General features: G+C 73.7%; 10 protein-coding genes. 3 read left to right on the top strand and 7 right to left on the bottom strand.

Features of this window, described 5'->3' with window-relative positions:
• The first annotated feature begins 598 nt into the window (after positions 1 to 598).
• On the top strand, positions 599 to 4627 hold the full coding sequence (locus ACFV0O_RS09480) for a Pls/PosA family non-ribosomal peptide synthetase (protein WP_380338593.1): 4029 nt from the start codon (positions 599 to 601) through the stop codon (positions 4625 to 4627).
• A 170-nt stretch (positions 4628 to 4797) separates the two neighbouring features.
• On the top strand, positions 4798 to 6360 hold the full coding sequence (locus ACFV0O_RS09475) for a glutamate ligase domain-containing protein (RefSeq protein WP_380338759.1): 1563 nt from the start codon (positions 4798 to 4800) through the stop codon (positions 6358 to 6360).
• A 200-nt stretch (positions 6361 to 6560) separates the two neighbouring features.
• On the opposite strand, the gene ACFV0O_RS09470 is transcribed toward ACFV0O_RS09475, so the two are convergent.
• Both ACFV0O_RS09470 and rpe read right to left on the bottom strand, forming a co-directional pair.
• The gene (locus ACFV0O_RS09470; RefSeq protein ID WP_380338590.1) at positions 6561 to 7520 is read right to left on the bottom strand and encodes a pirin family protein; all 960 of its coding nucleotides are present in this window, start codon (positions 7518 to 7520) and stop codon (positions 6561 to 6563) included.
• A gap of 156 nt (positions 7521 to 7676) precedes the next feature.
• Positions 7677 to 8360 (bottom strand): ribulose-phosphate 3-epimerase, encoded by a 684-nt coding sequence (gene rpe / locus ACFV0O_RS09465; RefSeq protein WP_380338588.1) that lies wholly within the window; start codon positions 8358 to 8360, stop codon positions 7677 to 7679.
• Between the two features lie 283 nt (positions 8361 to 8643).
• Between rpe and ACFV0O_RS09460 the strand changes: the two genes are divergently transcribed.
• Positions 8644 to 9495: a hypothetical protein gene (locus tag ACFV0O_RS09460; RefSeq protein ID WP_380338586.1), complete on the top strand. Its 852-nt coding sequence runs from the start codon at positions 8644 to 8646 to the stop codon at positions 9493 to 9495.
• Between the two features lie 86 nt (positions 9496 to 9581).
• Here the strand turns inward: ACFV0O_RS09460 and ACFV0O_RS09455 are convergent, their stop codons facing one another.
• The 5 genes from ACFV0O_RS09455 to ACFV0O_RS09435 form a co-directional block, all read right to left on the bottom strand.
• On the bottom strand, positions 9582 to 10241 hold the full coding sequence (locus tag ACFV0O_RS09455) for a C39 family peptidase (RefSeq protein WP_380338583.1): 660 nt from the start codon (positions 10239 to 10241) through the stop codon (positions 9582 to 9584).
• A gap of 350 nt (positions 10242 to 10591) precedes the next feature.
• Positions 10592 to 11182, bottom strand: coding sequence for a DUF4188 domain-containing protein (locus ACFV0O_RS09450; protein ID WP_380338756.1), 591 nt, complete (start codon positions 11180 to 11182; stop codon positions 10592 to 10594).
• 155 nt (positions 11183 to 11337) lie between these two features.
• Positions 11338 to 11952 (bottom strand): TetR/AcrR family transcriptional regulator, encoded by a 615-nt coding sequence (locus ACFV0O_RS09445; RefSeq protein WP_380338581.1) that lies wholly within the window; start codon positions 11950 to 11952, stop codon positions 11338 to 11340.
• Between the two features lie 135 nt (positions 11953 to 12087).
• Positions 12088 to 13074: an aldo/keto reductase gene (locus ACFV0O_RS09440; RefSeq protein ID WP_380338579.1), complete on the bottom strand. Its 987-nt coding sequence runs from the start codon at positions 13072 to 13074 to the stop codon at positions 12088 to 12090.
• Positions 13075 to 13143: 69 nt separating this feature from the next.
• Positions 13144 to 13947 carry an ABC transporter permease gene (locus ACFV0O_RS09435; protein ID WP_380338576.1) on the bottom strand — a complete coding sequence of 268 codons (804 nt, stop codon included), beginning with the start codon at positions 13945 to 13947 and terminating at the stop codon, positions 13144 to 13146.
• Between the last annotated feature and the right edge of the window lie 16 nt (positions 13948 to 13963).

Below are 13963 nucleotides of genomic sequence, written 5' to 3'. Positions count from 1 at the left end.
GCCTTTGCGGGCCACGGACGAGAATGAGCGAATCCTTAGCAGCCCCTTAAGGCATACGCCGCCATCGGACCTTGACGTCGTTATGCCTATACGCTCGGCGGCGCACCACAGGTCGGAAACCTCCCCTCCCGTCCCGCAGTTGCCATCCAAGTCACGGGCCCCCGCTGCCGTTCCCGAGGTGACGACTGGCGATCGATCCGCCGGACCGGACACCGACCCGGTTTCAACCCATCACGGTGCAACGGCCACGAACGGCACGTGCGATCACGAAGCCGACCCTCCGCAGTCGATTCCGCCAGGAGGTATGAAGATCACGACGACAGGCCTTCCCCAGCCCCAGCCGCTGCCCTTCAGCGGATACGAGAACACCTCTCACCCACCGGATTCCTACGTCAGCCCGCCGTACGATGCTCAGTCCGGCATCTGACCCTCGTGAGATCGAACCCCAGATCAGACCCGGCACGGAATGGCATTTGATGCTCTGTTCATCCGTGTACTTCGGAGTGATTGCCGCGGTGTCCGCACGCCCTCTCGACTGCCGGCGGATGAGGAGTCCCGTCGGCAGAGAGTCGAGAAGCCCTGCCGATGGAGAAATTCGATGGAGACATGCGAGTATTTCGGGGCGGAAAGTCCCGGCGAGGTCACTCCGGACGTAACTGCCGGGGCGCTCTGGCCGCTCGCCCCGGCCGCCCCGGCCCGCACGCTGCTCGACACCCTCGTGGCGGCCGCCGAGGCCTGCCCGCACACCCCCGCGCTGGACGCCGGCGGCGAGGTGCTCGACTACCGCACGCTGCTGCACCGGGTCGTCGAGTTCGCCGGCCGGCTCGCCGCCGCGGGGATCGGCCGGGGCGACCGGGTCGGTGTGCGGGTGCCGTCCGGCACCGCCGACCTCTACCTCGCCATCCTCGCCGTGCTGCGGGTCGGCGCCGCGTACGTCCCGGTGGACGCCGACGACCCGGACGAGCGGGCCGAGATGATCTGGCAGGACGCCCAGGTCTGCGCGGTGCTCGGGGCCGGCCGCACCATCACGCCCACCCCGCACGTCCACCCCGGCGGGCAGCCGGCCTGGCCGTCGCCGGCCGACGACGCCTGGATCATCTTCACCTCCGGCACCACCGGCCGCCCCAAGGGCGTCGCCGTCACCCACCGCTCGGCGGCGGCCTTCGTGGACGCCGAGGCCCGGCTGTTCCTGCAGCGCCGGCCGCTCGGCCCGGGCGACCGCGTGCTGGCCGGCCTGTCCGTCGCCTTCGACGCCTCCTGCGAGGAGATGTGGCTGGCCTGGCGGCACGGCGCCTGCCTGGTGCCCGCGCCACGCTCGCTGGTCAAGGCCGGCACCGACCTCGGGCCCTGGCTGGTCGAGCGCGGCATCACCGTGGTCTCCACCGTGCCGACGCTGCTCGCGCTCTGGCCGGCGGAGTGCCTGGCCCAGGTCCGCCTGGTGATCGTCGGCGGCGAGGTCTGCCCGCCCGAGCTGGTCGAGCGGATCGCGGTGCCCGGCCGGGAGTTCTGGAACACCTACGGTCCGACCGAGACCACTGTGGTCGCCACCGCCGCGCAGATGCATCCCGGGCAGCCGGTGCGGATCGGCGCCCCGCTGGACGGCTGGGAGATCGGCGTGGTGGACGGCGAGGGCAAGCCGGTCGCCTGGCACGAGACCGGTGAGCTGGTGATCGGCGGCGTCGGAGCCGCCCGCTACCTGGACCCGGAGAAGGACGCACAGAAGTACGGCCGCAGCCCCTACCTGCGCAGCCCGCGGGTCTACCGCACCGGTGACCTGGTGCGGGCCGAGCCGGAGGGCCTGGTCTTCATAGGCCGCGCCGACGAGCAGATCAAGCTGGCCGGCCGTCGGATCGAACTGGGCGAGGTGGACGCCGCGCTGCAGGCACTGCCGAGGGTACGGGCTGCCGCGGCGGCCGTGCGCAGGACCCCGGCCGGCGGCGAGGTGCTGGTCGGCTATCTGGTGCTGCACGACGGCGCCCCGTTCGACCCGGCCGCCGCCCGTTCACTCCTGCTGGAGCGACTGCCGCAGTCGCTGGTACCGGTGCTCGGCGTGGTGGACCGGTTGCCCACCAAGACCTCCGGCAAGGTCGACCGGAGCGCCCTGCCTTGGCCGCTCGCCACCACCGGCCCGGCCGGCGCCGACGGCCCGCGCCCGACCGGTACGGCCGGCTGGCTGGCCGGGCAATGGGAGGCGCTGCTGGGCACCCCGGTCGGCGCCGGCGGCGACTTCTTCGCGCTCGGCGGCACCAGCCTGTCCGCCGCCAAGCTGGTCTCGGCGCTGCGGGAGCGGTACCCCGCCGTCTCGATCGCGGACCTCTACGCCCACCCCGGCCTGCTCGACATGGCCGCCAGACTGGACGAGTTGGGCGGCCCGCCGCGCGAGCAGCGGACCGTCCGGCCGACCCCGCGCCGGGCCGGTCCGGTGCAGTTCCTGGTACTCGCCGTGCTGTACACGGTCGGCAGCCTGCGCTGGGTGCTCGGCCTCGCCGCGCTGGACAACCTGTCCGGCGGCACCCTGTTGCGGTCGCCGTACACCCCGTGGTGGCTGATCCTCATCGGCTGGGCGGTGCTGTCCAGCGTCCCCGGGCGGCTGGTGATCGGGGCCGGCACGGCCCGGCTGCTGACCACCGGGGTGAAGCCCGGCAGCTATCCGCGCGGCGGCTCGGTGCACCTGCGGCTGTGGGCCGCCGAGCGGACGGTCGCGATGTTCAACGTCGCAGTAGTGGCTGGTACCCCATTGGCCCGCTACTACGCCCGAGCACTTGGCTGTGAGATCGGTGAAGACGTCCATATGCACGCGATGCCGCCGGTGAGCGGCCTCGGCCGGTTCGGCGCGGGCTGCTCGATCGAGCCCGAGGTCGACCTGGCCGGCTGGTGGCTGGACGGCGACCTGCTGCACCTGGGCGCGGTCGAGGTCGGCGAGGGCGCCCGGGTCGGCACTCGGTCCACCCTTATGCCGGGTGCCCGGGTCGGTGCCCGGGCCGACGTCGCCCCCGGCAGCTGCGTACTCGACCCGGTACCGGCCGACGCGCACGTGCACGGCTCGCCGGCCCGCCCGGCCCCCGACGCCGCCCCTGCGGGTTCCGGCTGGCCTCGCCCCGAGCATCACCGGTCCCGCCGCTGGGAACTCGCCTACGGCCTCGGCCTGTTCGGCTTCGGTCTGCTGCCGCCGGCCTCCGCCGCGCCGGCCCTGGCGCTCGCCTGTCCGCTGCTGGACACCGACCGGACGCTGGGCTCCGCGCTGCTGCAGCTGATGCTGGTGACGCCGGTGCTGGTGGCGGTCGCGGTAAGCTGCTACGCGCTGCTGCTGGCGCTGCTGGTCCGGCTGTTCAGCCGGCCGATCAGGCCGGGGTACCACCCGGTGCACGGCCGGGTCGGCTGGTGCGTCTGGGTGGTCGCGCGGCTGATGGACACCGCGCGCGGCTCGCTCTTCCCGTTCTACGCCAGCCTTTTCACGCCGGTCTGGCTGCGGCTGCTGGGCGCGACGGTCGGGCGCCGGGTGGAGGCCTCGACGGTGCTCACGCTGCCCGGGCTGATGCGGGTGGACGACGGCGCGTTCCTTGCCGACGACGCCCTGGTCGCACCGTTCGAGGTGCGCGGCGGCTGGCTGCGGCTCCGGGCGGCCCGGGTCGGCCGACGGGCCTTCGTGGGCAACTCCGGCATCGTCGCGGCCGGCCGCGAGCTGCCGGACGACGCGTTGGTCGGCGTGCTGGCCGACACGCCGCCGCACGCCACGCCGGGCTCGTCCTGGCTCGGCCGGCCGGGCATCGCGCTGCCCCGAGTCGCGGACACCGGCGACCCGAGCCGCACCTACGACCCGCCCCGGCGGCTGGTGCTGGCGCGGGCCGCGGTGGAGCTGTGCCGGTTCCTGCCGGTGGTGTGCAGCGCGCTGCTGGGCGACCTGACCTTCGCCGCCCTGCAGGACGTGATGGGCACCGACGGCCTGGCGGCCGCCATCGCCTGCGGCGGTCCGGTGCTGCTCGGCGCCGGCATCGCCGCCTGCCTGACCACCACCCTGGTGAAGTGGCTGCTGCTGGGCCGGTTCCGGGCCGCCGAGCACCCGCTCTGGTCGACCTTCGTCTGGCGCAACGAGCTCTACGACACCTTCGTCGAGGAACTCGCCATGCCGTGGCTGGGCTCGACCCTGATCGGCACGCCGTTCCTGAACATCTGGCTGCGCAGCTTGGGCGCCCGGATCGGCCGGGGTGTGTGGTGCGAGACGCACTGGCTGCCGGAGACCGACCTGGTGCGGGTGGACGACGGCGCCAGCGTCAACCGCGGGGTGGTGCTGCAGACCCACCTGTTCCACGACCGGGTGATGCGGCTGGACGAGGTGCGCCTGGCCGAGGGCTCGTCGATCGGACCGCACTCGATCATCCTTCCGGGCGCCACCCTCGGGCCGGGCTCGTCGGTCGGCGCGGCCTCGCTGGTCATGCGCGGCGAGGCGGTCCCTCCCGCCACCCGCTGGCTCGGCAACCCGGTAGCCACCTGGTCGCAGACGCTCCCCGGAACCCCCGGGCACCGCAGCCGCGGAAAACACCGCGCGCCCAGGGCCGGACGGACAGCCTCGACGATGCCTCACCCGCCAGAGGCGGTGAACTCGGGACCGAGTACCTCGCAACGCTGAACGGCGGTCAGCAGAGGACCAAGGCAACACAGCACGGTCCACCGATCGGACACGCTTCGGTCCGGCACAGCCCCGCCGCCGGCCATGCGTCCCCGGTGCCCCGGATCGGCGGCGGGTCGCTCCCTCCCCGCTTCGCTCAACTTCCTTCCATTGACTTCCCCTTGGAGACCATGATGGACACCACCACCCACCCCGGCAGCCACCCCGTCGCGGGCCCGGCCACGTCTGCCGTGCCCGATCTGCTGAGGGCCGTACACCTGGTCGATGTCGCCGCTCCCGGCATGGAGGGCCTGGCTCTGTGGCTGGCCGGCAGTGGCGCCGACGTCACCGGCAGCGTCCCCGAGGCCGACCGGGACAGCCTGGCGGTGGCCGCGCTGAGCGCTGCCGGCGTCCAGGTGCGGCTGGGCTTCAAGCCTGAGCACGTGCGCACCGACCGGACGGCCGTGGTGTGGTCGGGTGTCTTCGCCGGGGCACATCCCGAGCTCGACCACGCCCAGGTGCTGCGGCTGCCGATCCTCGGCCGGGCCGTCGCGCTCACGGCCATCTGTGCCGGGGCGGGGTCCGAGGCGGTGGCGGTGGCGGGCAGTCACAGCACCGCGAGCGCGGCAGCCGCCCTGGCGGCCGTGCTGGATGACGGCCAGACGGGCTGGGTTTTGAACACCCCGGCCGGCGGCGGCAGCGCCGGCCACGCCGGGGACGGCCGTATCGTCGCGGACTTCTGCCCGGACACCACCACCCACGAAGCCGCTCCGCCCGGCGCCTGGCAGCACCGCCCCGCACCGCACTTCCTCCACCACGGCCCCCGCTTCGCCGCCGCGCTCATCCTGACCACCGACGCGAACGCCCCGCACTACGAGGACAACATCGCCGGCCTCGACGCCGCCGAGCTCCTCGCCCGCCGCGCCGGCACCGTCGTCCTGCCCACCTGGGACAACGGCGCGAAGATCCTGCGCGAGCGCCTGAGCGACCGGCCCGGACCGCATGTGGTCACCGTCGGCACCGACCCGACCGACGTCGTGTGGATCACGAGGCCCCGCTGGACCGGCGAGGACTTCCGCGTCACCCTGCGATACGAGGGGACGGACCACGCCTTCGTCCTCCCGGTCACCGGCCGCCACCACGCCCTGGCCGTGTGCGCCGCCATCGCCACCGCCCTGATCCTGGGCGAGGGCCCGCAGGTCCTCGCCGAGCGAGCCGGCGCCTTCCGCGGCGTCGAGCGTTCGCTGGCCACGGTTGGCACGCAGTCCGGCATCACCGTGGTGGACTCCCGTGCCCGGCACCCTCGCGAGATCGCCCAGGACGTCACGGCCGCCCGGATGCTCACCGAGGGCTCGCTGATCGTGGTCCTGGAGCCGGACGGCCTCGCCCGCACCAGTGCGCACGCCGACGAGCTCGGCGCCGCTCTCGGCGATGCCGACCACGTGGTGCTGCTGCCGGTCAGCACCCCGCTTGCCGCCCACCTCACACCTGATCCGCTGGACGCAGTCGAGCAGGCCGCCCTCCGGGCGCGCGGAGCAGGATCCGTCCACCGCGTCCGCTCCGGACCGTGCGAACCCGGACCGGAGCAGCGGCTCTTCGAGACAGCCGCCGAGGGCGACCTCGTGCTGGTCGTCGGGACCGACCAGGCGGAACGGCTCGGACCGAGGCTGCTGTTCCGCCTCGCCGCCCCGGACGTACCGATCCCGCAGCAGCTGCGACCCGCCCGAACCACCCCGACGGAGAAGACGCCGTGACCTTCGGCACGCCGCCCGACCTCGCCGGCGCCGAGCGCAGGCCGATCGTCCTGGTGGCTGCCGGCGCGAGCCACGACCGGATCGCCGCCGACCGCGAGACGCGGTTGAGGGGGCGTCCCTCGCTCCAGGACCTGAGGAGCGCCCGGAGCACACCGGCCGGCAGGCCCCAGACACAATCCCGAGAGCTATGTCTCCGCAGGTCAGCGCGCCCGTCCGCGCGGTTTCAGCGGCGTGGCGGGGAGTTCGGGGGCCGGCAGGCGGTCGCCCGCGTAGCCGTGGACCTCGCCGAAGCGGGTGCCGGTCATCCAGTCGGTGCGGGCCTGCGCGATGTCCTCGGTGGAGCGGCCGATGAAGTTCCACCACATGACGATCTTCTCGTCGAAGGGTTCCCCGCCGAGGAGGAGGACGGCCGCGTCGGTGCGGGCGTGGAGGGGGAGGTGGGGGAGGCCGCAGCCGAGGTAGAGCATGGAGCCGGGTTCGACGGGGACGCCGTCGACGTCGACGCGGCCGGACATGGCGAGCACGGCGTACTCGAAGTCGGGGACGAGGGGGAGCCGGAGGTCCGCGCCCTCGGCGAGGGCGAGGTCGGCGCCGACCAGGGGGGTGTGGGTGGTGCCGGGCGAGGTGGCGGTGTCGAGGGTGCCGAGGATGACGGTGGCGCGCAGGCCGGGGGCGGTGACCACGGGCAGGTCGGGGTGGTGTTCGAAGGCGGGGGCGGTGTGCCGGTGGGCGTCCGGGAGGGCGACCCAGAGCTGGGCGCCGTGCAGGTGGCGGGCGTGCGGGCGCGGCGACTCCTCGGAGTGGGAGATCGCGCGGCCGGAGGTCATCAGGCCCAGTTCGTACGGCCGGACGGTCTGCAGGCTGCCGAGGCTGTCGCGGTGCAGCACTTCGCCCTGGTGGAGCCAGCTGACCGTCTGCAGGCCCATGTGCGGGTGCGGCGGGACCTGCATGCCGGGTTCGTCGGCGATGTCGTCGGGCCCGTAGTGGTCGACGAAGCACCAGGCGCCGACCATCCGGCGGCCGAGGTTGGGGAGCAGGCGGCGCACCACCGTGCTTCCACCCAGCGGGACTTGACGGGCCGTCAGGAGGTCTCGGACCGGCCCGGTGCTGGCCTCGCGACCGCAGGCGGTCGGGGTGGGCTTGAGGTCGAGGTTGCTCATCGCGGTTCCACCACCGTACGAGGAAGGCCGGGCGGAGAGGGGTCCGTCGTCACCGATCATCCATCACGGTCCGAGGTTCCTCCACTCGCGCCCGGCCATCCGACGGCCGTCCGGCGGCCGTCCGGCCCCGAGCCGTTCCCGCCGGGGCGCAGGGCCTCAGTGCCGGCAGGACCACCAGGCGTCCGCCGAGGTCCGGTCGGCGAGGTCGCGCAGGTTGCGGACCGCCTCCGCCGGGTCCTCCGCCCCGTACACGGCGGAGCCGGCCACGAACACGTCCGCGCCCGCCTCGGCACAGCGCTCGATGGTGCTCGCGGCGACGCCGCCGTCCACCTGCAGCCACAGCTCCAGGTCGTGCTTGGCGATCAGCTCCCGGGTGCGGCGGATCTTCGGCAGCATGATGTCCAGGAACGCCTGGCCGCCGAAGCCGGGCTCGACGGTCATGATGAGCACCATGTCGAGCTCGGGCAGCAGGTCCTCGTACGGCTCGATCGGGGTGCCGGGCTTGAGCGCCATCGAGGCCCGGGCGCCCTTGGCGCGGATCTCGCGGGCCAGCCGGACGGGCGCGGCGGCGGCCTCGACGTGGAAGGTGACGGAGCCCGCGCCGGCCTCGACGTACTGGGGGGCCCAGCGGTCCGGGTCCTCGATCATCAGGTGGAGGTCGAGCGGGGTGTCGGTGGCGCGGGCGAGCGACTCGACCACCGGGACGCCCAGGGTCAGGTTGGGCACGAAGTGGTTGTCCATGACGTCCACGTGCAGCCAGTCGGCACCCCGGACGGCCTCGGCCTCGTCGGCGAGCCGGGCGAAGTCCGCGGACAGGATGCTGGGGTTGATCTGGGCCATGACCGACTACCTTCACATGAGGGCTGGGGGGCTCCCCGGGTACGGGCGCCTCGCCCCATCATCTCGTGCCGTGCGACCGCCGACCGCACGCGCGACCCCCGCGTGACCGTCATCACACCCCGTCCGGGGTTACCGGGGCCGTCGCCGTGGTCATCAGCCCTTGAAGCGGTCCTCGTACCCGCCGCAGCGGTCCGGGCCACGGACCGTCACGGCGCCCGCCGGGCCGTCCCGACCAGCCGAGCTCCCGCTCCCGCCCGGAGCTCCGTCCGAGGAAGGTCCCTCGATGGCCGATCTCGTCCACCCCGCCCGCGCCCTGTGGTGGCTCTTCGAGCCGGTGCACGCCGTCACCTACTTCCTGCCCGAGGGCCGCGCCGCCTTCGAGGAGGCCGGGCTGCACGGCCGGCTGCACAGCTACTTCGCGAGCCGCTCGGCCCCGCTCGGCGCGGTGGACGCGGCACCGGTGGTCGCCGCGTTCTTCAGCTTCTCCCCGACGATGGTCGAACGCGCCCTGCCGGAGGTGTGGTCGCACGCGAGCCCGGAGGAGGCACTGGCCGCCCGGCTGAAGGGCTCGGCGGCGACGCTGGCCCGGCTGCTGGAGCACGTGGACCGGGCGCAGGTCGAGCTGGTGGCGGAGACCCTGGAGCAGGCCGCGTCCCGGCTGGACTGCGCGGGCCGGGTGCTGGCCGCCGCGAACGCCGGGCTGCCCCGGCCGAGCGGCGTGTACGAGCGGCTCTGGCAGGCCGCGACCGTGATGCGCGAGCACCGCGGGGACGGCCACGTGGCCGCGCTGGTGGCGGCCGGGCTGGACGGTTGCGAGGCACTGGTGGTCCGCTGCGCGATGGAGGTGCGGCGCGAGGCGCTGCAGCCGCTGCGCGGGTGGACGGACGCCGAGTGGGAGGCGGCCGCGGAGCGTCTGGTCGAGCGCGGCTGGCTGACCGCCGGGGGCGCGATCACCGAGCTCGGCCGGATCCGTCACCAGGCCCTGGAGGCCGCCACCGATCTGGCCGCCGCCCGGGTGTGGGAGGACTACCCGCGCGCCGAACTCGACCGGTTGGCGGCGGCGCTGAAGCCGATGTCGGCGCTGTGTCGCAGCGAGTTGCCGGTCAACCCGGTGGGTCTGCCGGACAATCCGTAGCGCCGTCGGGGCCCTGCGGCGCTCGGCCCGCACGACCCGCGGCGACCTGCACGACCCACTATCTACGGCGTGCGGCCCGTGGCGACCTACGGCTCGCGGCGCTCGGGCGGGCCGAGCACGACCCCCCGCCCGGCGTAGAAGGCCCCGAACGACCGCCACGGCACGCGCGCGAAGGACTGCGACTCCCCCGGGAAACCGGACGGGTTGTGGATCAGCAGCGCCGTGTCCGTGGCGCCCACGGCCAGCACCAGGTGGCCGCCGGGGCGCACCGGTTCCGGCCCGCCCGGCTCCCGGATCGACGGGTGCACCGACACCATCACCAACCGCCCGCCGGCCACCTCGGCCGACACTTCCTCGGGCGTCAACTCCCGTGCCCGCGCAGCCAGTCCCCACCGCCGCCGGACGTAGTCGGCGAACGGCGCGTGGATCAGCCCGTGCAGGCTCTCACCGTCCCGCACGTACGCGCCGGCCGCCACGCACTCGCCCGCCAGCGCCATCGCCGTCGGCGTCACGCCCCACCAGTGCTCCAATGCCATCCGCAGGCAGGCCACCCCGCACAGCCGCCACGACCACCACGCGTACTCCTCCGGGCCGACCGCCCCGGACTGCCCCCAGCGCGGGTCGGCGGCCGCGTCCAGCCGCCCGTCGACGATCTCCCGCACCAGCTCCGGGGACTCCCACTGCGCCCGGTACGGCACCTCGTGCACCACCCGCACCGGCCGCGCGGCGCTGCCCTGATCCACCATCCCCCGACGCTCTCACGCCGGGCGGCCCGACCGACTCACGACACTCCCTGAGTACCCGTACTCAGGCGGCCGACCTGCGGGTTCTCCTAACGTGATCACGCCGCCGACGAGGAGCGACACAGGACTGGGAGCGACCCAGGCCGGGAGCGACCCAGGACCGGGAGCGGCGCAGGGCCGGGAGCGGCACGGGATGCGGGAGGAATCATGAAGAGGACGGCGCTGGGCGTACTCGGCGGGGTGACGGCGGTGCTGGGGATCGCGTTCGTGATCCCGTTCGTGGTCTGGATGGTGATGGCCGCCCGGCTTCAGTCCGAGATCGATCACGGCACCGGTTCGCCCGTCGGCGCCACCTACGCGCCCGCCGCGCCGTCCCCGACGGCCACGTCCCCGTCCCGCTTCCCGGCGCCGCCGGCGTCCCCCGCGCCGCCGGTCTCGCTCGACCGGTAGGCCAGCCGCTGGGCCGCGTGGCGTCCGCGCTCCTCGACCGGGAGCGCACCGGTGGCGCCCGCCAGGCCGAACGGCGGCATGTCGAAGTAGATCGACTCGTAGCCGCCCTCCGGCACGATGTACGTCTCGTGCCAGAGCCCGACGTGCCCGCGGGCCTTGCCCTCCCGCAGCTTGCGGTTGGCGATGCCCCACACGGTGTGGTGGAAGCCGTCCGGCGCGCTCGCGTAGCCGTACAGCTTCTCCTTCGACTCCCAGTACTGGACGACGTAGTAGGTGCGCGGCGAGGCGGTGAGCAGGATGCGGCCGAGGAGGCCGCGTTCGCGGCCGCGCGCGGAGCCGCGGCGCAGCTCGTACAGCATCCGGAACATCGCGAACATCACCGGGCCCCAGTGGTGCACGGCCCAGAACCGGTTGATCCGCATGCCGATGAGCAGCACCACGGTGTCGCCGGTGGCGGCGGCGGTGGTGTAGCCCGGCAGCGGTTTGGCGAACATCGAGCGGACGAACCCGCTCCCCGTCGAATCCGTGGACATCCCGGCCTCCCCGCGGCTGACCGCGGGTGCCCCCGCACCGGCACCCGCATCCATGTAAGCGGTGATTACATCAGCGCGCGATGACCCGGTCAAGGCTCGCTACAGCCACAATTCGACTACTGCACAGGCCGGTTGGCGATCCCTTGGCCGAAGGTGTCGAGCACCTGCGCGGCCACCTCCTCCGCCTTCCCGGCCGGCAGGTACCCGTCCACGATCATCTGCGCCAGCCCGTACACCAGGGCCTGCCCGGCCAGGCCGACCAGCGCCGGATCCCCGGGGCGCAACCGGCCCGCCTCCTGGTCCGCGACGATCAGGTCCGTGAACGCCCGGTCGATGCCGTCCAGTTGCTCCCGCAGCTCGGGCTCCCGCGAGGCCGCGAACACCCGCGAACGCACCAGCTCGAACCGCCGCGGATGGTGCAGCGCGTACCGGACGCAGCCCAGACCGATCGTCCGCATCACCGACCGGCCGTCCGCACCGGCGGCCGCCACCTGCGCCTCCTGCCAGCTCACGAAGTCCGCCAGCACCCGGTCCGCCAGCGCGGTCAACAGCGCCTGCCGGTCGGCGAAGTGCCGGAACGGCGCGCCCGCGGACACCCCCGCCCGCCGTGCCACCTCCCGGACGCTCACCCTCTCCTGCCCCTGCTCGTCCAGCACCTCGAACGCCGCGGCCACCAGCGCCTCCGGCAACGCCCCGTGGTGGTACGCCCCCCGGCCCCTCGTCTCGCTCATGCCTGCCTTGCTACCACAGCCGGAGCGGGCCGGGCCCGCACCGGCCGTCAGGCCCAGGCCCAGGCCCACGCCCAGGCCCAGGCCCAGGCCCAGGCCGAGCAGCCGGGCCGGGCCTGACCACGGGGACCGCGCCGCCTACCAGGCGTAGTCCTCCGGGGCGGGCTGGTGGCCCGGGAAGAGTTCGTCGAGGCGGTCGAGGGTCTTCCGGTCGAGCCGGAGGTCGAGCGCGGCGAGGGCCGCGTCGAGGTGGGCCGGGGTGCGGGGGCCGATGATCGGGGCCGTGACGGCGGGTCGGGAGAGCAGCCAGGCGAGGGCGAGGTCCGCGGGGTGGGTGCCGAGTTCGTCGGCGAAGTCCTCGTAGGCCTGGAGGCGGTCGCGGTGCTTGTCGAGGAGTTCGCTCGCGTAGCCCATGGCGCTGCGGCCGCGCGTGCCCTCGCGCTCCTTGCGCAGGACGCCGCCGAGCAGGCCGCTGCGCAGCGGGGACCACGGGATGAGCCCGAGGCCGTAGTGCTGGAGTGAGGGGACGACCTCCAGTTCGATCGTGCGGTCGAGCAGGTTGTAGAGCGACTGTTCGCTGACCAGGCCGAGGAAGTGGCGGGAGCGGGCCGCCTCCTGGGCCTGGGCGATGTGCCAGCCGGCGAAGTTGCTGGAGCCCACGTAGACGATCTTGCCCTGGGCGACCAGGACCTCCATCGCCTGCCAGATCTCCTCCCAGGGCGTCGCCCGGTCGATGTGGTGCATCTGGTAGAGGTCGATGTGGTCGGTCTGCAGCCGGCGCAGGCTGGCTTCGACGGCCTTGCGGATGGCGAGCGCGGAGAGCTTGCCGTCGTTGGGCCAGTCGCCCATCTCGGCGTAGGCCTTGGTGGCGAGGACGGTGCGCTCGCGACGGCCGCCGCCGCGGGCGAACCAGCGTCCGATGATCTCCTCGGTGCGACCCTTGAGGTTGCCCTCGCTGTCGCGGCCGTAGGCGTTGGCGGTGTCGAAGAAGTTGATGCCGCGTTCGTGGGCGGTGTCCATGAGGCGGTGGGCGTCGGCCTCTTCGGTGTGCGGGCCGAAGTTCATGGTGCCGAGGCAGAGGCGGGAGACGGTCAGGCCGGTGCGGCCGAGGTGGGTGTACTCCATGGCGCCCCACCCAAGACCACACCGGCCGCCCTGTCCAGCACATTGCGCGGGCGCGCCGGAGTGCCCTGCTCAGCGCCCGTGCGTGGCGAACTTCCGTACGGCGAGCGGCATGCAGAGCGCGAGCAGCACGGCGCTCCAGAGCAGTGCGGCAAGCAAGGCGTGCTGCACGGGCCAGGCAGAACCGGCTGCCGAGGGGTTGCCGAACAGCTCCCGGCAGGCCTGGACGACGGAGCTGATCGGGTTCCAGTCGGCGACGAAGCGCAGCCAGCCGGGCATGCCGAGGGTCGGCACGTAGGCGTTGGTGATCATCGCCACCGGGAAGACCACGACGGAGAGTTGACCGGCGGCCTCCTCCTTGCCGACGGCCAGGCCGAGCAGCGTGCCGAGCCAGGTCATCACGAACCGGAAGAGCAGGAGCAGTGCGAACGCCCCGGCTGCGTCGGCGAGTCCGTGCCGGGCGCGCCAGCCGGCCGCGAGGCCGACCAGGGCCAGCAGCGCCAGCACGACCACGCTGACCAGCAGGTCGGCGAGGGTCTGCCCGAGCAGCAGGCCGGTGCGGGAGACCGGCATGGAACGCAGCCGGTCGGTGACCCCGCGCCCGACGTCGCGGGCGGCGCCGACCATGGTGGGCATGACGCCGTTGGTGGCGACCATGGCGAACAGCCCGGGCATCAGGAACTCCCGGTAGTCACCGCCGCCCGGCACCTGCATGGCACTGCCGAAAACGTAGCCGAAGACCACCACCATGACCACCGGGACGCCCAGCGATGCGGCCAACAAGCCCGGCGAGTGGCGGTAGTTGAGCAGGATGCGGAGCATCGACGTCCAGGTGTCGGAAACCAGCCGGCCGACGGTGGACGGGCGCGGTGCCACGGACCCGATGGCGGCC

This window comes from Kitasatospora sp. NPDC059577 (assembly GCF_042735475.1).
Lineage (GTDB): Bacteria > Actinomycetota > Actinomycetes > Streptomycetales > Streptomycetaceae > Kitasatospora.
The sequence above is the reverse complement of the archived record's forward strand: the minus strand, read 5'-3'. Positions and strand labels throughout refer to the sequence as shown.

Excerpts from the sequence above, each read along its gene's own strand:
- ACFV0O_RS09480 (WP_380338593.1), top strand. The coding sequence starts at position 599 with ATGGAGACATGCGAGTATTTCGGGGCGGAAAGTCCCGGCGAGGTCACT.
- ACFV0O_RS09475 (WP_380338759.1), top strand. The coding sequence starts at position 4,798 with ATGATGGACACCACCACCCACCCCGGCAGCCACCCCGTCGCGGGCCCG.
- ACFV0O_RS09470 (WP_380338590.1), bottom strand. The coding sequence starts at position 7,520 with ATGAGCAACCTCGACCTCAAGCCCACCCCGACCGCCTGCGGTCGCGAG.
- rpe (WP_380338588.1), bottom strand. The coding sequence starts at position 8,360 with ATGGCCCAGATCAACCCCAGCATCCTGTCCGCGGACTTCGCCCGGCTC.
- ACFV0O_RS09460 (WP_380338586.1), top strand. The coding sequence starts at position 8,644 with ATGGCCGATCTCGTCCACCCCGCCCGCGCCCTGTGGTGGCTCTTCGAG.
- ACFV0O_RS09455 (WP_380338583.1), bottom strand. The coding sequence starts at position 10,241 with ATGGTGGATCAGGGCAGCGCCGCGCGGCCGGTGCGGGTGGTGCACGAG.
- ACFV0O_RS09450 (WP_380338756.1), bottom strand. The coding sequence starts at position 11,182 with ATGTTCGCCAAACCGCTGCCGGGCTACACCACCGCCGCCGCCACCGGC.
- ACFV0O_RS09445 (WP_380338581.1), bottom strand. The coding sequence starts at position 11,952 with ATGAGCGAGACGAGGGGCCGGGGGGCGTACCACCACGGGGCGTTGCCG.
- ACFV0O_RS09440 (WP_380338579.1), bottom strand. The coding sequence starts at position 13,074 with ATGGAGTACACCCACCTCGGCCGCACCGGCCTGACCGTCTCCCGCCTC.